17 protein-coding genes, 1 tRNA gene and 1 other RNA gene are annotated in these 20689 nt (G+C 40.4%); 7 read left to right on the top strand and 12 right to left on the bottom strand.

Features of this window, described 5'->3' with window-relative positions:
• Positions 1 to 2 precede the first annotated feature (2 nt).
• Positions 3 to 674: an HAD family hydrolase gene (locus ACK1I8_RS08260; protein WP_412468859.1), complete on the bottom strand. Its 672-nt coding sequence runs from the start codon at positions 672 to 674 to the stop codon at positions 3 to 5.
• 198 nt (positions 675 to 872) lie between these two features.
• On the opposite strand from ACK1I8_RS08260, the gene ACK1I8_RS08265 reads away from it, so the two are divergent.
• Complete coding sequence (locus tag ACK1I8_RS08265; RefSeq protein ID WP_412468860.1) at positions 873 to 2024, top strand: aldose epimerase family protein; 1152 nt, start codon at positions 873 to 875, stop codon at positions 2022 to 2024.
• Positions 2025 to 2155: 131 nt separating this feature from the next.
• Here the strand turns inward: ACK1I8_RS08265 and ACK1I8_RS08270 are convergent, their stop codons facing one another.
• From ACK1I8_RS08270 to ACK1I8_RS08290, 5 genes are all read right to left on the bottom strand, one after another.
• The gene (locus tag ACK1I8_RS08270; protein WP_412468861.1) at positions 2156 to 3325 is read right to left on the bottom strand and encodes an alpha-hydroxy-acid oxidizing protein; all 1170 of its coding nucleotides are present in this window, start codon (positions 3323 to 3325) and stop codon (positions 2156 to 2158) included.
• A 145-nt stretch (positions 3326 to 3470) separates the two neighbouring features.
• Positions 3471 to 4292, bottom strand: coding sequence for an amidohydrolase family protein (locus ACK1I8_RS08275; RefSeq protein WP_412468862.1), 822 nt, complete (start codon positions 4290 to 4292; stop codon positions 3471 to 3473).
• A 337-nt stretch (positions 4293 to 4629) separates the two neighbouring features.
• Positions 4630 to 5484 (bottom strand): fumarylacetoacetate hydrolase family protein, encoded by an 855-nt coding sequence (locus ACK1I8_RS08280; RefSeq protein WP_412468863.1) that lies wholly within the window; start codon positions 5482 to 5484, stop codon positions 4630 to 4632.
• A gap of 33 nt (positions 5485 to 5517) precedes the next feature.
• A complete protein-coding gene (locus ACK1I8_RS08285; RefSeq protein WP_412468864.1) occupies positions 5518 to 6282 on the bottom strand; it encodes an SDR family NAD(P)-dependent oxidoreductase in 765 nt (254 codons plus the stop codon).
• A gap of 360 nt (positions 6283 to 6642) precedes the next feature.
• The gene (locus ACK1I8_RS08290) at positions 6643 to 7416 is read right to left on the bottom strand and encodes an IclR family transcriptional regulator (RefSeq protein ID WP_412468865.1); all 774 of its coding nucleotides are present in this window, start codon (positions 7414 to 7416) and stop codon (positions 6643 to 6645) included.
• A 619-nt stretch (positions 7417 to 8035) separates the two neighbouring features.
• Between ACK1I8_RS08290 and ACK1I8_RS08295 the strand changes: the two genes are divergently transcribed.
• On the top strand, positions 8036 to 8824 hold the full coding sequence (locus ACK1I8_RS08295; protein ID WP_412468866.1) for an SDR family oxidoreductase: 789 nt from the start codon (positions 8036 to 8038) through the stop codon (positions 8822 to 8824).
• Between the two features lie 350 nt (positions 8825 to 9174).
• Here the strand turns inward: ACK1I8_RS08295 and araA are convergent, their stop codons facing one another.
• From araA to ACK1I8_RS08310, 3 genes are all read right to left on the bottom strand, one after another.
• On the bottom strand, positions 9175 to 10668 hold the full coding sequence (gene araA, locus ACK1I8_RS08300; RefSeq protein WP_412468867.1) for an L-arabinose isomerase: 1494 nt from the start codon (positions 10666 to 10668) through the stop codon (positions 9175 to 9177).
• A 355-nt stretch (positions 10669 to 11023) separates the two neighbouring features.
• Entirely contained in the window at positions 11024 to 11725 is a 702-nt protein-coding gene (locus tag ACK1I8_RS08305) for an L-ribulose-5-phosphate 4-epimerase (protein WP_412468868.1), read from the bottom strand.
• Positions 11722 to 13422 carry a ribulokinase gene (locus ACK1I8_RS08310; protein ID WP_412468869.1) on the bottom strand — a complete coding sequence of 567 codons (1701 nt, stop codon included), beginning with the start codon at positions 13420 to 13422 and terminating at the stop codon, positions 11722 to 11724. The genes ACK1I8_RS08305 and ACK1I8_RS08310 overlap by 4 nt, the downstream gene beginning before the upstream one ends.
• A 423-nt stretch (positions 13423 to 13845) precedes the next feature.
• Between ACK1I8_RS08310 and ACK1I8_RS08315 the strand changes: the two genes are divergently transcribed.
• From ACK1I8_RS08315 to ACK1I8_RS08325, 3 genes are all read left to right on the top strand, one after another.
• Positions 13846 to 14223 carry a VOC family protein gene (locus ACK1I8_RS08315; RefSeq protein WP_412468870.1) on the top strand — a complete coding sequence of 126 codons (378 nt, stop codon included), beginning with the start codon at positions 13846 to 13848 and terminating at the stop codon, positions 14221 to 14223.
• Positions 14216 to 15079, top strand: coding sequence for a helix-hairpin-helix domain-containing protein (locus ACK1I8_RS08320; RefSeq protein WP_412468871.1), 864 nt, complete (start codon positions 14216 to 14218; stop codon positions 15077 to 15079). Before ACK1I8_RS08315 ends, ACK1I8_RS08320 begins: the two co-directional genes overlap by 8 nt.
• Positions 15080 to 15208: 129 nt before the next feature.
• Positions 15209 to 15772 carry an FAD-dependent oxidoreductase gene (locus tag ACK1I8_RS08325; protein WP_412468872.1) on the top strand — a complete coding sequence of 188 codons (564 nt, stop codon included), beginning with the start codon at positions 15209 to 15211 and terminating at the stop codon, positions 15770 to 15772.
• A 425-nt stretch (positions 15773 to 16197) separates the two neighbouring features.
• Here ACK1I8_RS08325 and ACK1I8_RS08330 read toward each other — a convergent pair.
• A tRNA-Lys gene (locus ACK1I8_RS08330) sits at positions 16198 to 16270 on the bottom strand.
• 300 nt (positions 16271 to 16570) lie between these two features.
• Between ACK1I8_RS08330 and ACK1I8_RS08335 the strand changes: the two genes are divergently transcribed.
• Complete coding sequence (locus tag ACK1I8_RS08335) at positions 16571 to 17857, top strand: sugar MFS transporter (protein ID WP_412468873.1); 1287 nt, start codon at positions 16571 to 16573, stop codon at positions 17855 to 17857.
• Positions 17858 to 18020: 163 nt separating this feature from the next.
• Positions 18021 to 18527 (top strand): D-glycero-alpha-D-manno-heptose-1,7-bisphosphate 7-phosphatase, encoded by a 507-nt coding sequence (locus tag ACK1I8_RS08340; protein WP_412468874.1) that lies wholly within the window; start codon positions 18021 to 18023, stop codon positions 18525 to 18527.
• A 963-nt stretch (positions 18528 to 19490) separates the two neighbouring features.
• Here the strand turns inward: ACK1I8_RS08340 and fsa are convergent.
• Both fsa and ffs read right to left on the bottom strand, forming a co-directional pair.
• Entirely contained in the window at positions 19491 to 20150 is a 660-nt protein-coding gene (gene fsa, locus ACK1I8_RS08345) for a fructose-6-phosphate aldolase (protein WP_378936904.1), read from the bottom strand.
• A gap of 91 nt (positions 20151 to 20241) precedes the next feature.
• Positions 20242 to 20341: signal recognition particle sRNA small type (gene ffs / locus ACK1I8_RS08350), an RNA gene on the bottom strand.
• Between the last annotated feature and the right edge of the window lie 348 nt (positions 20342 to 20689).

Raw genomic sequence — 20689 nt, forward strand, 5'->3', positions numbered from 1 at the left:
CTTCAAAAAAGCAGATTTAATTTGGTATCGTTGTAATCGGTAATATAGCCTAAAATATTGGAATAACCGCCAAATTCTCCAGCAGCGTGTGTAGTGGTTAACACGATGCACTGCATACCCGCATTCAAAGCTGATTCTACACCTTTAGGCGCATCTTCAAAAACCAGGCAATCGGCAGGTGATACATTTAATGCTGCGGCCGCTTTCAGAAAGGTTTCCGGATCGGGTTTGCTCCTTTGCACATCATCGGCACTTACAATCGAACTAAAATAATGGCGGATGTTTAAACCATCCACTACAAAATCGATATTGAAAGGAATAGCTGCCGAGCCAATGGCCATCAATATCTGTGCAGCTTTAGCCCGCGCTAAAAAATCATCCAAACCGTCAATCAGGGCCAGATGAGGTAAATAACCAGACTGGTAACGTTTTTCCTTGTTTACAGAAAGGCTTTCTATTTCTGACGGACTAAACTTGCCTTTGCCAAAAACGCGTTCCAGCACTTCGTGGTTTTTACCATACATTTCTTTTTTTACACTGGCATAATCCAGGTTTGCACCTAAATCTTCGGTCATGATACTGAACCAGGCCAGGGTATGATGCTCCATATCATCAATCATGGTTCCGTTCAGATCGAACAGAAAAGCTTTAGGCTTGAAATTTAAATCGCACATATTCCCGCTAAATTATGTGATTTTTTTGAGGTATGGAATGCTGATCAATATTAATGGAAATAATATGATAATCGTTAACCTGACGTTAATTATTTTTTATTACTTTAGCCGTAACCAAAAATAAATCTATATGCAAGCGTCAGGAGTTTTGCTATGTAAAAATCACGATCGCTTCATCAACTTAAAAAATAATAACTGATGAAAAAACAATTTCTTAAGGCATTACCACTGGCTACGTTATGTTTCGCCCTTGCTTTTAGCGCATGTAATTCTAAAACCGATAAAGGTACAGCGGGAAGCACCCTGCAGGATTCATCAAAATACAGCACCAACATTGATGGCAAAGCGGTTAAACTTTATACCTTAAAAAATAAACAAGGGGCCTCTGTATCCATTACGAATTATGGCGGGAGGGTAGTTTCGTTGCTGGTACCCGATAAAAACAATAAATTAACCGATGTAGTACTGGGTTACGATAGCATAGGGGCTTACCGTAAAAAAGGTGAACCATTTTTTGGTGCCTTGATTGGACGCTACGGAAACCGCATTGGCAAAGGCAAATTTACTTTAGACGGAAAAACATATCAGTTACAGCTTAACGATGGCGTAAATACCCTGCACGGCGGTACTGATGGCTTTTTTGGTAAAGTGTGGGATGCTAAACAATTAGATAGCACCAGGCTCGAATTGAGTTATGTTTCTAAAGATGGTGAGGCAGGCTATCCGGGTAAACTGGATGTAAAGGTGATTTATACATTAACTGACGATAATGCACTGCAAATTGATTACGAAGCAACTACTGATAAAAATACTATTGTAAACTTAACCAACCACGCTTATTTTAACTTAAACGGTGAAGGCGATAGTACCATTTTGGATCATGAACTGATGATCGATGCCAATGCCTACACACCGGTTGATTCGACCTTGATTCCAACAGGAAAATTACAGCCTGTTGCCGGTACTGCTTTTGATTTTAACAAAGCGAAATTAATCGGCAAGCAGATTGACGATAAGGATGAGCAGTTAAAATTTGGTAAAGGTTACGACCATAACTTTGCTTTGACCCACCACGATGGTAAAACACCCGTAGCTATCGTAAAAAGTAACAAAACGGGAATTGTTTTATCGGTGATCACCACTGAACCAGGCTTGCAGTTTTATAGCGGTAATTTCTTAACCGGGGCTGATAAGGATGGTAAAGGCGGCAAAGCTTACCCACACCGCTCGGCATTCTGCCTGGAAACACAACATTTCCCTGACGCACCAAACCACCCTAATTTTGCCTCTACTGTACTTAAACCTGGCGAAACGTATAAAACAAGTACAACTTATCAGTTCTCGAAATAGGATTAATCGGTTAACTGTTTAAATTGGTTAACGGTAAGTTTTACTCAGACCCCGGCGTTTTTTTAAACATCCGGGGTCTTTTGTTTTACATCAGATTGCCTTCTGATCAGAATCAAGCTGGCCATGACGTTTTATACTTCCAGTAACCTTTCGGGGAATTGAAAAATTTTTTCTATGGTAAGCTGCTGCATAATCTGATACAAATGGGTTTTAAACATATTGATGGTATGATCTCCACCTTCATTGCCCAACGCCCCAACTCCGTACATAAAGGGACGGCCCATAAAGTTAAAGGCAGAACCTACGGCATGTGCCCTCGCCAGGTCAACACCCGAACGGATTCCTCCATCCAACATGATTTTAAGTTTTGATTGATAAGCATCGTTTCCTGCCAGTCTAATTAAAGAGTTGATCGATGATTCACCTGCGTCAATTTGTCGCCCGCCATGATTGGAAACAATAACGCCATCAACACCGATCTGTATCGCGGCCTGCATATCTTCATCGGTGGCTATACCTTTTAATACCAATGGTCCTTTCCAGATTTCTCGGATAGCCGAAACCTTTTCAATATCAACTTTTCCCGTAAAGGTTCTGTTCATAAACTGTCCCAGCTGCGATATGTCCATTCCCTTTTCCATATATGGTTTTAAGGTGGCAAAAGAGGGTATGCCATGCTGTAGTGTTTTAATACCCCATAACGGCCTGGCAAAAGCCTGTAAAATATTACTAACCGACATTTTTGGGGGGATAGAAAGGCCACTCTTAATTTCTTTGTACCTTAATCCAAAAGCGGGAACATCTACCAATACAACCAAAACCGGACATTCAACCGCCTTTAAACGTGATAAAATATCATCCCTCAGTTTATTTTCGGTGGGGTGATAAAGCTGAAACCAGGCTTTACCCTCCGAAACTTCTGCTATCCGTTCTATACTGCTGGTAGATACCGTACTCAGGATATAGGGGATATCGTGCCTGGCAGCTGCTTTGGCCAGAATTTCTGGTGCATTAGGCCACATTAAACCCTGTAAACCGATAGGGGAAATGCCAAAAGGCGCGCTATATTTACGCCCAAAAAGCTCAACCGACATATCAATGTCTCCACCAACACGCAAATAGTTAGGCTTTAGATAGATGTTATCAAAATCGGTTTCGTTACGGGCCAGATTTAGTCCTTCATTACAGCCACCTTCTAAATAATCGAACGCAAATTTGGGTATTCTTTTTCTTGCCTTACTTCTAAGGTCTGCTACCGAAGGATATTGAGAGTGATAAGGAAAAGTAGTTTTTTTGCTCATTTTTAATTTATTGTCTTAGCCTTTTGCCTGCAAAAACCGAAAACCAATACCCTATATGCCAGTCTCCGCCCTGTACGATCGGCCATATTTTTGCTGCAAATCCAATTGCCTGATACTCTTCAAAATAAAATAAAAAAAACAGGCTTTAAATGCCATAAAATCCTTTTGCATTATCTGAGAAAATCATTTTTCTTTCTGTTACGGTAAATCTTTCAGTGTATTTATTGACCAGATTAAACCAATCCTGATAAGGCCTGCTGATCAGCATTACCGGCCAATCGCTACCATACATGACACGCTCAGGGCCAAACGTATCAAATATGACATCAAAACAGTTAAATAATTCTTTTTCCGTCCAATTTTGCCAATCGGCTTCAGCTAAAAGTCCTGACACTTTACATCTTACATTTGAATTTCCGGCCAAAGTTTTGATATGTTCAGTCCACTCTTTTAAATCCTGACTTTTTACATCCGGTTTGCCACAATGGTCTAATACAAACGGCTGCTCTGGAATCTGATCAACCATTTTTATAATGGCTTCCAATTGATTGTGATAACACAACAAATCGTAGGTATATTCGTATTTTTTTAACTGTTTAACACCTGCAATAAAAGCAGGGTTCAGGATAAAATCAGGGCTCTCGGCCTGTAACACGTGCCGCCAGCCTTTAATGGTTTTATAATTTTGCCAATAGCTTAACCGTTCGTCCAGGTTGGGATCGAGCAAATCAACCCAACCCACAATACCTTTTATAATTTCATGCCCGGCTGCCAGTTTCAGGAGAAAATGGTTTTCTTTTTCCGACTGATTCGCTTGCACGGCAATACATCCCTCAATATTTAAATCATTATAAATATCCACAAGATTTTCCGGAGCAAAATCTTTGCGAATGATTTGCATGTCGTCGTTAATCCAGTTATCCCTAACCGGGTCGAAATTCCAAAAATGTACGTGGGTATCAATCATTCTGTAAAAGTATTAAAGTTTAAATATATGGTTCATCAGGATCTATTTTTCTCCAGGTCTGGCTCCTGGTAAAGCCTGGTGGAATTTCAGCATCAGGATTTCCCATTCCTGTACATTCGGTTTAGTCAGATCGGCCGAACCTTTAGCTTCGAAAGAAAAGCTTTCATTTATCTACATCATCATAAATAAACGGTTGCCGGTGAGCTATTTTCATGTTTTCGATACAGGATGATCTGATACTTGCTTTAATTTCGCGCCAAACCGATTGACGAGATGGATATACTCTTCAACAAGCTTTAATCATTAAGCAGCTCAGGTGTCGGGCCATATCTGTTCATCAGTTCCCGCCGTAAGCTTTAACCATTTGTCTGCTGGTCCCCAAACCATCGATACCCAACTCAACCACATCACCTGGTTTTAAATACCATGGCTCCGGTTTTTGTCCTAAGCCTACACCAGCAGGCGTACCTGTGGTAATCACATCGCCTGGTAGAAGCGTCATAAACTGGCTGATGTACGAAACCATAAATGGTACGTTGAAAATCAGGTTTGAGGTATTTCCATCCTGTAGGGTTTTCCCGTTAACGGTTAACCAAAGGCGAAGGTTGTGTACGTCTTCAATTTCATCCTGGGTGGCTATAAACGGCCCGATTGGTGCAAAAGTATCAGCACTTTTTCCCTTAACCCATTGTCCGTTACGCTCTAACTGAAATTCGCGCTCGCTGTAATCGTTGTGCAATACATAACCTGCAACATGATCTAAAGCATTTTCTTCCGTTACATAACTGGCTTTTTTACCAATAACTATTGCCAATTCTACCTCCCAATCGGTTTTTTTACTGTTCTTAGGGATAATGAGATCATCATTCGGGCCTACAATAGCCGAGGTGGCTTTAAAGAATAAGATCGGCTCGGTTGGAATAGGGGCATTGGTTTCGGCTGCATGGTCTTTGTAATTTAAGCCTACACAGATTATTTTTGAAGGGCGTGCCAAAGCCGGACCAAGCCGTACACCCTTATCTACCGGTGGCAGATCTGCAGATGCAATAGCCGACTTTAGTTTTTCTAAGCCGTCACCACCAAAAAAAGCTTCGTTATAGTCGCTTACCAATGCCGATACATCGAAATAATTATCGCCGATAATTACTCCGGGTTTTTCTGCTCCTGTTTCGCCAAATCGTATTAATTTCATGTTAAAAGGTTATATGTTGTATTAAAAAGAATATTAATTGTTTAAGGTAGTAAATCCGCCATCAATCGGGTAATCACAGCCGGTAATAAACGCAGCTTCATCGCTACATAAATATAACGCAAGCGCCCCGATTTCTTCGGGTTTTGCCATGCGACCGATGGGTTGTGTTCTGGATAATTTTTCAAACATTTCAGGGATATTATCCGGATAGTTTTTTTGTAAAAAGCCATCTACAAAAGGGGTGTGTACCCTCGCCGGAGAGATCGAGTTACACCTGATGTTTTCGCTAATATAATCTTTGGCTACACTCATGGTCATGGCTTTTACCGCACCTTTCGCTGTACTGTAGGCGAAACGGTCTGGCAGGCCAATTAATGCAGCAATAGAAGCCATATTAATAATAACACCGCCACCTGCTAAACGGATTTTCGGAATAGCAGCATACAAACAATTGTAAACACCTTTAACATTAACACGCATTACCCGGTCAAAATCGCTTTCTTCAGTAGTATCGGCTTTGCCAATATGTGCAATGCCAGCATTATTGATTAAAATATTGATACTACCGATCTGTTCAAAAACAGCTTTAACCGACTGGTGATCAGAAACATCGCAGGCATAGCTGAAAGCCTGTTTGCCGGCTGCTTTAATTTCATCGAGTGTATCTTGCGCCTGTGCAATACCCAGTTCAATAATGTGTACTTCGGCATCCTGCCTGGCCAGAATGGTTGCAATAGCCCTACCAATTCCACTTCCACCGCCTGTAACTACCGCTTTTTTATTTTTGAGTGAAAACATGTTTGTTATTTAAAATAATTGATGGTGTAATTTACTTTTTTCATTTGGCATCCGGTAATATTATAATTTATGTCTGATAGCACCTAAAAGAAGCAAAATGTTATAATTGATTAGAATACGACTACAAATAAAATAAATATTGTTGACTAAAAATTTGATCTTCTGATCTAAATATCAACAGATATTCTTATAACAACTGCAAGGCTTGAAATGAGCTTTACCTGATACAAATTTCACAAAATCTGAATGGCGGTTTACTGATATTTGAATATTGCTTTTATATTTAAATAATATGATAACCAGCTACCATATAGAATCCTTATTTTTAAGGGTGAGTTATAAGGGCCAGTTTGAATAAATTTAAAACCCAATCCTTTTCTCAATCTTCTTAACACATTTGTTGGCTTCGGCTAAAATTACCTCGCTGTCAATTGTCTGACCGGCGTGTAAAGCATTCAGCATCGAAATGGTTAAACAGGCAATGATGCCGTTGTTACTGGCAATACCAATTGGCACAGACATGTCGGTTATACCCGAAACAGTATCGCTGTGTTTAAAATAAAAACCTTTTTGCTGAATCTCGGTTAGGGAATCCAGAAAATCTTCCTGCAGTGGTTTGGCATATTTTTTAAAAATAGCATTATTCTTAAGTACTGTATTTCTTTCAACCTCAGACAGGTAGGCCAGCAATACTTTACCCGATGCAGTGAGCAGTAACGGAAACAGATTTCCCTCTTCAATAGAAAGCGAAATTGGTCCGGGACTTTTGGCATGATTAATTACCAGTACCTGGTTCATATAGATAATACTCAGATGGCACGATTGACGCACCGAATTTGCCAGTTCTTCTAAGGGAAATTGTGCAGCCTTCCTCAACTCATCAATAGGGGAGTGGCGATGCGAAAGGTGGAAAAGTTTAAGCGATAACCGGTATTTCCCGGAAACTTCTTCTCGTAAGATATAACCCCGGCTCTCCAGACTCATCAGCATGCGGTAAATTTCATTCGGCGTCTTTTCAATACCAATAGCAATTTCAGTTTGCGACACAGGAATGGATTGAATTGACAGATACTCTAAAATATCAAGCCCTTTATCTAAAGCCGGCGCCTGATATTTCGAATCATTTTCTTTCATACAGGTTAATTTGGTTGTATCTTATCTTTTAGAATTTTAAACATACAAATTACATTGATATTTATTACTTAGAACGAAGTCATGTAAATATTACGTTTTCAGATTCGAAAAAATATTTATCTGAATTGTTGGTAAAAAACTGATACGGAACGGTATTTTTATCGCTGAAGTTTTGGTTCTGCAAAAACCAATAGAACATGGAAACCCCCATGAAGGATCCGAAAGTCAGCCCGTTATTGGCGTTAATGCAGTCATCTTCAAAACCGAACATCGGGTTTTACGCCGTTTCACATCCATTACCAAAAGACAGTAAAACAGCAAACCTTTGTTATAAAACCTGCTGAATCGGAAACTATTCCTAATTTCGGTACTGTTTATTATTAGGTCGCTTCTGAGCGAAATGCTCCAAATACCCATCGGTTTAATTCACAGCAGTTACGGGATATATGAAATACCATTAAAGGCACTTAAAAAGTGAGAAAAATTCATAAATTTAAAATATTGCCCAAAAAAAGCAGAACACAATTAATAGAATAAACAACAGATAAAAAGATGAACGCACATTTTGATTTAGCAAATGATCCGTGCTCATATTGGAATCTGTAGTAAAAAAACAAATATGGATTTACAGTTAAAAGAAAAAGTAATCATCATTACCGGTGCTGCCAAAGGTATTGGCCGTAGTATAGCAGAGGTATTTGCCAAAGAAAACGCTATTGCCGTAATTGTAGGCAGAAAAGCGGCAGATAACCAAAAAGCGGTCGACGAAATTACCGCCCAGGGTAAAAAAGCCGACCAGTTTGTAGCCGAACTTTCCAAACCCGAAGATTGCGAAAAGGTAGTCAGCCAAGTTGTAGCTAAATTCGGCCGGATTGATGGCTTGGTAAACAATGCCGGTGTAAATGATGGTGTAGGCCTGGAGAGTGGCAATTATGAAGCGTTTATGGCTTCATTACACAAAAATGTGGTGCATTACTACCTGATGGCACACCATGCCTTGCCGGAACTGATTAAAAGCAAAGGGGCCATTGTAAACATTACTTCCAAAACGGCTGAAACCGGTCAGGGTAACACATCAGCCTATGCTGCAGCGAATGGCGGTAGAAATGCACTCACCCGCGAATGGGCTGTTGAACTTTTAAAATATGGTATCAGGGTAAATGCCGTGGTAGTGGCAGAATGCTGGACACCTGCTTACGAAACCTGGATCGAAACGCTAAGCGATGCGCAGGAAAAACTGAACGAAATTACGGCTAAAATCCCTTTAGAAAACAGAATGACCACTGCGGAAGAAATCGCCAATATGACGGTATTTCTAATGTCGGAACGCTCTAGTCACACTACCGGACAAATCATCCATGTAGATGGCGGCTATGTGCATTTAGACCGGGCTTTGGCGAACGCTTAATCAGTTAGCCGTTTAACAGTTTGCCGTTTTATGCCAATCATTAACCGATTAATCAATTTATACAATTCACAAACATTATCAAAACCCTTAACCTGTACAACTCCTGGCACTTTTGAATATCCAGAACCTGGAAAGCTGAACTTAAAAAAGACCAGGCCATAAAATAAAAAGAATCGGCATTTGCGGCCCGGTTTACCTGCGGCTTTTGAAGGTACACCACCTTTTTTCAGCATTCATAAACCAATTATTTTCTGCAGAAAGATCCCGAAACAAGTTCAGGAAGACGATTGAAAAAAAAGCCGATAACTTAGATTGTTACCGGCCTTTTCATTATCGGAGGCTTTTTTAGCTTAGCCTTTATAAAATACCTCATTCCAATGCAATTCATTTCTGAACTGATTGATTTTGGTATCGGCACCAATGTTAATATATTCTAAACCGGCGATATTGGCAAAATCAGATAGGTGCTCAGTAGTTAAATTCTGACTGTAAGCCGTGTGGTGTGCACCACCCGCATAAATCCATGCTGCACAACCCGTTTTCATATCAGGAAGTGGTTTCCAAAGTACACGTGCAACAGGCAGGTTAGGCAGGTCGTTTTCGGCCTCAACAGCTTTAACTTCATTTACCAGCAAACGGAATCGGTTCCCCATGTCGATTAAAGAAGCATTCAGGGCATCACCGCCACTTACGTTAAATACCAAACGTGCCGGATCAGCCTTACCACCAATACCCAATGGGTGTACTTCCAAACTCGCTTTTCCTGATGCTAAACTGGCATCAACCTCCAGCATGTGAGAGCCCAGAACCATGGCATTTGCAGGGTCAAAATGATAAGTATAATCTTCCATAAAGGCATTTCCACCAGGTAAACCAGCACCCATTACCTTACATGCACGTACCAAAGCTGCTGTTTTCCAGTCGCCTTCGCCGGCAAAACCGTAACCATCAGCCATTAAACGCTGTGCTGCAATGCCCGGCAACTGAATCATGCCATGTAAATCCTCAAAAGTATCAGAGAAACCTTTAAAACCACCATCAATCAAAAACTTGCGTAGTCCCAGTTCAATTTTAGCTGCATCGTAAACAGACTGGTGTCTCGCGCCACCGGCTTTCAAATCTTCAGCCATTTCATAAGTAGCTTCATATTCTTTTAATAAAGCCTGAACAGCATCTTCATCAATTCCATTAATTACAGCTACTAAATCACCAATACCATAGGTATTTACCGAAAACCCGAATTTCATTTCCGCTTCAACTTTATCACCATCGGTAACGGCTACAAAGCGCATATTATCGCCAAAACGTACAAACTTGGCACCTTGCCAATCATTCCATCCGGCAGCAGCCCTGCACCAGGTATCAATTTGTTTCGCTACTTCTTCATCCTGCCAATGTCCAACCACCACTTTACGGTCTTTACGCATACGCGAAACCATAAAACCAAATTCGCGATCGCCGTGTGCACTTTGGTTCAGGTTCATAAAATCCATATCAATGGTATTCCATGGAATATCGCGGTTAAACTGCGTATGTAAGTGTAGCAAAGGTTTTTGCAATACATTCAAACCCCTGATCCACATTTTGGCAGGCGAGAAGGTGTGCATCCAGGTGATAACTCCAATACAGTTTTCATCGATATTGGCCTGCTGTAAAGTCTCGAATATCTCTTCAGTCGTTTTTACGATAGGCTTGTATACCACCGAAACCGAGATATTTTGATTCTGGTTCAAAGAATCGGCAACTTCCTGTGCATGTGCCGCTACTTGTTTTAAGGTTTCTTCGCCATACAAATGTTGTGTACCGGTGATAAACCATACTTGTAATTTTTTTAAATCAATCATTACTAATTATGTTGTTTTTTATTTAATAATCTGTCATGCTCTGTGTCTTCACAGGCCATTATTTATATTCTTTTTTTTTAAAAGCAAGTTTCCGTATTCACCGGCACGTTTTTCCGTTCATTCGCCCAATTACGCTTTGGCTCATACTCACTCAATCGGGTTCAGGTTACCCTGGTAAACCTTGCCAGATTAAACCCGACAGTAGTGGCAGCTCCCGGTTTAAGCCATTTTTGTCTTTTATTTATGGTATGCCTGCTTGTTCCACAGGTTTCACCAGGACTATAACGCATGGCGGGGCTTTCGTTTCCTAAGTGCTACTGCAATTGCTTTTCAAATTCTCTAAACTCCAAACCCGCTACTTCTGGCCGTAATAAGCACCGGCACCATGCTTGCGCTCATAATGTTTTTCAATCAGCGAATTTTTCAATTTTGGTGCCTGCGGATTAATCTGCTGTGTTAATAAGGCCATTTTTGCTACGGCTTCCAGTACCGCGCTATTATAAACCGCTTTACCGGCTGTTTTACCCCAGGTAAATGGCGCATGGTTACCCACTAAAATCATTTCTACTTCTTTATAACTTAAGCCTAAACTTTCAAAATGATTAATAATCTGGAAACCGGTTTCATATTCATAATTTCCTTTAATCATGGCATCATCCATGGGAGGTGCGCAAGGAATGTCAACTGTTAAATGGTCAGCGTGTGTGGTACCAAAAATCGGGATGGCCTTTTGCGCCTGTGCCCAGGCCGTGCCATAAGTAGAGTGGGTATGCACCACGCCACCAATACCTTCCCAATGCTTATATAAAACAGCATGAGTTTGCGTATCAGAAGAAGGTCGGAGCGTACCTTCAACCGTTTTCCCTTCAAAGTCTACAATGACCATTTTTTCAGGGTTCAGATCCTCGTAAGGCACCCCACTGGGTTTGATGGCAAACACACCTTTCGCGCGGTCTGCCGCACTCACATTACCAAAGGTAAACAGTACCAATCCCAGTTTGGGCAACTGCATATTGGCCTCGTAAGCTTGTTCTTTTATATCCTGATAGTTGCTCATGACAAATAAGGTTTTACATCTTTCTTACTATATTTCTCCAGGTAACGGCCCAAGCCTAAATATTGCTGATAGTGCTGGCGGTAAAGCTTTTGCTTTTTAACATTAGGTTTATACTCTTTTTCAAAACCAGTACCCATAGCCTGCATAGCAGTCTCAATATTAGGGTAAATGCCGGCCGCTACTGCGGCAAACATGGCCGCACCTAAAGCACAGGTATGCTCAAAACGGTGAATGCGGATAGGCATTTCAAGAACATCAGCCATCATTTGCATAATGTAGGCCGATTTTTTAGCCACACCACCAATACCGATAATTCCCTTTACCGGTACACCCTGTTCTTTAAAACGATCTACAATAGCTTTGGCACCAAAACAGGTAGCAGCTGCCAAAGCGCGGAAAAACCTCGGCGCATCGGTACCTAAACCCAAACCGGTAACAGCACCTTTAAGTTCCTGGTTGGCATCGGGTGTTCTTCTGCCATTTAACCAATCTATAGCCAGTTCTGCATAATCTTCATCGTCTAAAGCCTCAGCCTGTTTACTTAAATTGGAAATAATTTTGCCTTCCAGTTCTTCCTTTAAAGCTAATGCTGTGGCTTCATCAATAAGTTGTGATTCTTTTAATAAATTGTTTAATGGCCAGCTGATTAAATTTTTAAACCAGGCATACACATCACCAAAAGCTGATTGCCCTGCTTCTAAACCGGCCATACCGGGAATTACCGAACCATTTACCTGTCCGCAGATGCCGTTAATCAGTTTACCATCTAAATCCTGATTAGGGGCTACTAAAATATCGCAGGTACTGGTCCCCATTACCTTACTGAGATAGTAAGGCTCAATTTGCCCGCCAACTGCACCCATATGTGCATCAAAGGCACCTACACCAATTACTACATCAGTACTTAAACCCAGTTTGCTTGCCCACTCTTCGCATAAGGTGCCGGCGGCAACATCAGCAGTATCCGTATCATTAAATAATTTCTCTCTGAAACCAGCCAAAAGCGGATCCAGACTGCTAAAAAAATCTTCTGGTGGTAATCCGTTAAACTCTTCTGCCCATAAAGCTTTGTGTCCGGCAGCGCAGCGACTTCTTTTCATCTTAGCTACATCGTTGCCACCGCAAAGTAAAAACGGAACCCAGTCACAATGCTCTACCCAGGATTGCGCACTATTTCGTATAGACTGATCTACCCTTAAGGTACGCAACAGCTTCGCCCAAAACCATTCGGAAGAATAAATTCCACCCACATACTTCAAATAATTGGTTTTGAACTGGGTAGCATGCTCGTTGATTTCTGCAGCTTCTTTAACTGCTGTATGGTCTTTCCAGAGTACGAACATGGCATTGGGGTTTTCTTCGAAACCAGGGGTTAAAGCCAGGGGAGTGCCTGTTGCATCAACAGCAACCGGACTGGAACCAGTGGTATCAACCGAAATCCCTCTTACCAAACGTGCAATTTCTGCACCTCCGGCTTTGGCCAGGCAATCTTTTATGGTGTGGATCAAACCTTCAATATAATCTAAGGGATGCTGGCGGAACTGATTAACAGAGGGTTTACAATACAACCCTTTCTGCCATCTTGGGTAAAGAAAAACCGATGCGGCAATTTCCTTTCCATTTGAGGTATCGACTAGAACAGACCGGACAGAGTCTGTCCCGTAATCTACTCCAATTACATAGTTTGCTGTGCTCATAACAATAAATAAATGTCTAATTAACGTTTATTTATTTGAATTAAAAAATTTTATTGATTTTTTAATCACAAACATCAATTTTAACCTTAAAAAGGCATATTTATTTGTGCAAACGCATTCACTATGCTTTTATCTTTTCGCCAGTAAATCCGCATCAACTTTCATTACGCTGATATTTCAATTGGCATTAAACCTTCTTGCCATTATACTTGCATTTCTAGCGGTTAAAGTAAACATCATGAAATAAGAGAGTGTAAAATAGAAGATTGTATTTGGTAATAGTGTAAGCAAAGGATCAGAATGCTCCCTAATCAGTTAGGCCTTCAAATGTTTACTTCCAGTTTTAATCCACTTTAGCAATATCGGCATATTCTCAAATTTACCTTTTTTTTACTTTTGACTAAACCAACCCGTATTCCATTTATGAAATCAATCTCACCGAACATTTTTGTCAATGACTTAGCCGAAACAATAACCTTTTACACCAAACTTGGCTTCAGTGTAATTCATGAAGTGACTACATCAGAAGGAGAAAAGGTATTTGCGATGATGACGAAAGAAAGTGTCACTTTCCTGTTTCAGACCTTTGCCAGCATTGAAGGCAAGCTCCCGATGGTGCATCGTGCCGATGGCGGATCGCTTTTATTGTATGTGAGTATGCAAAATATCCGTGAATATTATGAGCAGGTCAGAAAACAGGTCAACGTGCTTACCGGTCTGGAGAAAACTTTTTATGGTGCAACCGAGTTCTCCATTTGCGACAACAATAATTACCTGCTAACTTTCGCAGAACATGATTAAAAAGGTACTTAACCCGCTGGAGGTAACACCTGCAGAAGCGAAAAAGCTGCGTACGCTGAAAATTAAAAAAAGTGAAATGCACCTGCATCAGGTAGAGGTGCTACAGCAATTGCTTGATACGTCTAAAATCAGGGAGATGGAGCTATTTGCGCTATCCGAGTTTCAGCGTGTGCCCTCCATAGGTATACGCTTTGCACACGACCTGATTGGAATGGGCTATTATTCGCTAAAAGACCTGAAAGGAAAAGACGGCGCGAAGCTTACCGATGAATACGAATTGCAAAAAGGGGTGTGGGTAGATCCTTGTGTGGAAGACCAATTCCGGCTGGTGGTCCATTTTGCCAGGCACCCGGATAGCAAACTGAATTGGTGGAATTTTACACCTGAGCGTAAGGCCTTCCGTGAGCAGCAGGGCTATCCGGCTACACGGCCAAAGAGGCCTTGGTTTGAATTGCCACAATATCAGACCGCAAAACAAATTCCGGCCACGCACGAGGCTACCCAAAAAGACCTGCATAAAAAACTCAAACGGGCATTGGCGTACATGACCAAACACCCGGAAGAGAAAATCACCATTGCGCAACTGGCTGACTTAGCACATATTTCTCCATATCATTTTATACGCTGTTTCCGCAGTGCCTACGAACTGGCACCATTACAGTACCTTACGCGATTGCGATTAAAGAAAGCATCTTTACTATTAAAACAATCAACCATCACGATAGGCCATATCGTTCCCCAATGTGGCTTTGAAGACGAGAGTGCTTTTATACGGTTATTTAAAAAAGAATTCAGGATGACGCCAATAGCATACAGAAAGGCATTTGGAAACAAAAAACACTCGACAAATGAATAATTTATTTAATTTGCCACCTGTTTTTTGAACACGGTTTGAATAGCCGTTCCAACCTCGTGACCTGCATTTGATTTAAAATCCAGACCTAAAAGTATAGCCATAGTCTGCGCCAGTTGTTTATGATATGTAATGGAGGCCGTTTTGATTTCTCCGCTTGCAGGGCTATCCGGACCTAATACGGCAAACCAGGTATTTCTGCACCGTTCACATCTGCGCCGTGATCACGCCACTTATCCAATGGCTGTTCGCCACGTCCATGGTCGCACGTTATCAGTAAGGTTGTCTGGTCTTTATAAAATGGATCTGACTGAATCATTTTCCATAAAGCTTCCAGGTAGCCATCTTACTGTTTGGCCCTTTCCAGATAAAATTTGTAGTTGCCTGCATGGGCCATATCATCACACCGGAGAAATAACCATTGGCGATTCTCATGAATACGGTCTGGTTCATGATCCTTTCGATAAAGACTTTATTAACCACCTGATATGGCAATATTTGAAGACTTTCTGCACTTTTAAACAAACTAAAGTGGTTCAGACCTGGCACGGAATCTACCCTAAAATGACTAACGGTGAAACGGAATTAATTCTTACCGCGGAAGATGGGGTAACCATCATTAACGGACTGGGTGGTAACGGCATGACTTTGTCTTTTGGCTTATGTGAACAGATAATTGGTGCTATGTTCGATTAGGTCTGCAAATCAACTCCTTTTGCAGATATCGTTTAGCTGATAACTATTCATTGCTCATCCAAACCACTGAAATACTTACTTATGGTCTGCTAAGAAGTCCGACACGATGGGTGCAATAGCAACTTATCTGGGAAATTGATAACGATTCGTACTGGAGGCAACCCAGCGCAAAATTTAAATAATAAAGATTTTCAAAAATTATTTGGTCCCTTAAAAATTCATCGGGCGGGAAAGATGGAGTTATCAACAAAAACCCTTTCATTTCTGAAAGGTGTCAAAACTTGGTGATCCCGCTGGGATTGGCTCAGTCGCTTCAGGCCTTAACGCATAGCCTGAGCCTTCCAGAATCGAACCTGGCCGGCACTTTTGTTCGAACCCCAGCGGGCTTAAAATAAGAAAACCCCACATTACTGTGAGGTTTTTCGTGATCCCGCTGGGATTCGAACCCAGGACCACTACATTAAAAGTGTAATGCTCTACCAGCTGAGCTACGGAATCTACTTTGTTAAAAACGTTATCCGTTTCCTTTAAAGTGGTGCAAATATAGGCGTACAGACTGTTTCATGCAAATAAAAAATAGATAAACGCGGTAGTGTATTGATTTATAGGCAAATTAATTATTCGGACATTATGTTTTAAATACATTTTGATATTTTTCATCCTTAACTTAACCTATCTGTATCCACGATATACGATGGTACAGAGAAATGTTAAAATTAAAATTACGAAAGCCCTGACTCATAATAATTAAATATTATTGTTTAGTTTGGCATAAACAAATAAACCGAACCAAACCTTATGCAACAAACAACAAAACCAGTCCAAACACAGGGACCAAAACCGCTTATTATTATTTGTGCCTTATTTTTTATTTTTGGCTTTGTAACCTGGGCAAACGGAACCCTCATTCCTTTCTTTAAGTTATCTTTTGGCTTATCAAACTTACAGGCGTTTTTTGTAACCTTCGCCTCTTATATGGCTTATTTCTTTCTAGCCCTACCGTCATCGTGGATACTTAAAAAGGTAGGGTTTAAAAACGGGATCGTTTTAGGTCTGGTCATTTTAGGCCTGGGTTCATTGATATTTATTCCGGCTGCCCAAACCAGAACTTTTGGTTTATTTTTAACCGGCATTTTTGTTCAGGGCGCAGCATTGGCTTTGCTGCAAACAGCATCAAATCCTTACTTAACCATTATAGGCCCGATTGAAAGTGCTGCCAAACGCATCAGTATTGCCGGTATCTGTAATAAGTTTGCCGGAATGATTGTGCCTTTGATTATGGGTACTTTGTTTTTGAAAAATGCTTCTGAAGTGGAAAAACAGATCAAAGCGGCTACAGGTGCAGTTCATGAACAGCTGTTAAATGACGTTTTAGGCCGTGTAAATATGCCTTACATTGTTTTAGCCATAGTTTTCTGCCTTTTCGCAGCACTGATTAAATTTACCAATTTACCGGAGGTTGAAGTTGAGGAAGATGTAATCGATGAAAGCAAAGGAGAAGTGGTAAAACACAAGAGTATTTTCCAGTTTCCACATTTATTCTTAGGGGCACTCTGTATTTTTGTGTATGTAGGGGCAGAAGTTATGGCTGGTGATATCATCGGAATCTACGGCCGCGAATTAGGCATTAAAGCGGAGATTAGCGGAAAATTAACGTCGATTACGCTCTTTAGTATGTTAATCGGTTATATTATTGGTATTGTAACCATTCCAAAATATATCTCTCAACAAAAGGCTTTGAGGATTTGCGCTATTTTAGGTATTATATTCACTATTTTATCATTTATAATTTCCAGCTGGTTTGCTGTAATTTTTGTAGCCTTATTGGGGTTGGCCAATTCACTGATGTGGCCGGCGATTTTCCCATTGGGCATCAGCCATCTTGGTAAATTCACCAAAATCGGTTCGGCCATTATGATTATGGGTATAGCAGGGGGAGCCTTAATGCCATTATTATATGCTTTCCTGAATGAAAAATTGCATATTAATTTTCAACTGGCTTACCTTTTAACGGTATTGCCGTGTTACTTATACATCCTGTTTTTTGCAATAAAAGGCCACAAGGCAGGATTAAGTTTGAAATAAGCAAAATCAAATAAATTTATGAGTTAAGCCCGGTCTTTAATGAGACTGGGCTTTCTTTTGTGCTTTATTTTCAGTTATTTTGGCAAAATTATAACAGTGATCGAATCTGGATACCTAATGTCCAAATCTTGATATTGATTTCACAACATCCATAATCTCAACAATGAACAAAGCTATTTTTCTAGACCGCGATGGTGTACTTAACCATGAAATATACGATTACATCTGCCGTGTTGAAGATTTTAAAATTCTGGATTACCAAATTCCTGTACTGAAAAAACTGTTCGATGAGGGTTACCTATTAATTGTAATTACGAACCAGGGCGGTATTGCGTTGAAGCGTTATACTGAGCAGGAACTTGCCATTATGCACCAAATGCTTCGCAATGCTTTCCTGGCTAAAGGCGCTGATATTGCCGGCTTTTATTATTGTCCGCATCATCCCACCGTTGGCGGGGAGTGCAAATGCAGAAAACCTGCATCTGGAATGATTTTGGATGCCATTGATATGTACGATATTGACCCTACACAATCTATCATGATCGGCGATAAGCCGAGAGATGTAGAAGCTGCAAACGGAGCAGGGGTGAAGGGAATTTTAATCGAACCGGATGAACAGATTAGTTACGAGAAGGTTAAGGAAGTCCTTAGCCGTGAATCTTTAGTCTAGCGGCCGCCCTTAACAGCCCGAAAATCTACGTCTAAGGTTTGATATTGATTTATTTGGGCGTTTTAACACGCTGTACACTGTATCTTTTTGGCTGTCATTTGCTAATCTAAGGATGGTAGCCAAAAAGGATGCCGTTCCCATCGTTAACGCAGAATGCCAGCAATCACTTACGAACCTAAGAAAGGAAAGTAGCGGACCGGATGAATACTTTGCCAGTCAGAAGCTTCTGAAATTTTATTGCGTTTTCCCAACTTAATCATTATGAAATCCTTCCTCGCGCTTGCCCTTTGAGATTTCTTAAGGTACCCCGGGAAACCTAGACCTGATTGAAATGGCATTCCGGTGTTAAAGCAATTGATCTTTTCGGAAAATTCACCGGAATATAATGGAAAGCAGGACCGGAGCAACCCATTGGCACTGGTTCTGCTCTCCAAAAAATACAAAATAGAAAACGCAGCGGTGTAGCACCAGTAATCACCCATTAATCACCTTTCCCATAAAAATCTTAAGTCATAACGGAAATTGGACTTAAGACTTACTAAAGCTTCCAGACTTTAAAAATTACGAAATCCTTCCTCGCGCTTGCCGATTGAGATTTCTTAAGGTACCCCCGGAAACCTAGACCTGATTGAAATGGCATTCCGGTGTTAAAGCAATTGATCTTTTCGGAAAATTCACCGGAATATAATGGAAAGCAGGACCGGAGCAACCCATTGGCACTGGTTCTGCTCTCCAAAAGATCATTTAAAATGGGAGAGGGAAAGTGAATGATGTAATCTGCAAGTTGATCTGGCCTGCAATTGAAGTATTAAGCTGCAGTGGTCTTGGTTTCCTGATGTCCGAAAGAATGCAACACATAATCATCAATTGATCCATTTCCCATCATACATCTTAATTTATCCATAAAAAAAAAGTCTTAAATCGGGTTTCCGATTTAAGACTTAAGACTTTTGAATTTAAAACTTACTTACCTGCTGCTTTGGCATGGTCGGCCAAAAAAGTAGCTAAACCACTATCTGTTAACGGGTGCTTTAATAAACCCACAATAGCAGCCAATGGTGCAGTGATTACGTCGGCGCCCAATTTCGCACAGTTTACAATGTGCAATGGCCCGCGGATGGATGCTGCTAAAATTTGTGTTTCGTATCCGTAGTTATCAAAAATTGTTCTGATATCTTCAATTAAAACCAAACCATCGTTAGAAATATCGTCTAAACGTCCTAGAAATGGAGAAACGTATGTAGCGCCTGCTTTAGCTGCCAACAAAGCCTGTCCGGCAGAGAAGATTAAAGTACAATTGGTTTTAATTCCTTTTGAAGAGAAATATTTAATGGCTTTTAAACCATCTTTGATCATCGGAACTTTTACTACAATTTTAGGGTTTAAGGCTGCCAGTGCTTCGCCTTCTTTGATAATTTCATCAAAAGTGGTCGAGATTACTTCTGCGCTGACATTATCGTCAACAATATCGCAAATTGCTTTATAATGGTTGATTACATTTTCATCGCCGGTAATGCCTTCTTTAGCCATTAAGCTAGGGTTGGTGGTTACGCCATCTAAAATGCCAAGATCCTGCGCTTCTTTGATTTGATCAAGATTTGCTGTGTCAATAAAAAATTTCATGTTTATAAATTCTTAAAATGATTATTAGGTTCTGTTGCTGGAACCCCTGAAGAATTTAATATCCCCCCTTCAGGGGATTAAGGGGGTAAAAAAAGGGCAAGCACCTTCTATCGCACCGCTACAACCTTCTACCCTTGCTGCGTTCCCACCCTGGGGGAGTTCAAAGGGAGCTGGTCGTAAAAGACTTGCCCGGCCACAAAGGTAGAAAAAGAAGTTGTTTCGCAAAACGCATTTTTGCATTTTTTTTCACTTTTAAGCTATGTAGTTGATTAGTAAATTAATAAAGTGAGAAGTTTAGTTTTTATGCCAATTAAATTATCAATTTAAATAAGTTTTATGTGTTTATTTATATTTAAATACAACATTCATATTTAAAATTATAATTGAAACGATTTATCTTTAATTTTCATAAAAAAAGTAGATTTATCGCCCAATATTGCCATTATCAATTTGATAAAACAAAATAATTATAATTACCATTTTTCAAATTTAAACGCTTTAAATTACCTAAGAACTAAAATTTTTCCAAAAATCATGTC

The organism is Pedobacter sp. KLB.chiD (assembly GCF_047040275.1).
Classification (GTDB): Bacteria; Bacteroidota; Bacteroidia; order Sphingobacteriales; family Sphingobacteriaceae; genus Pedobacter.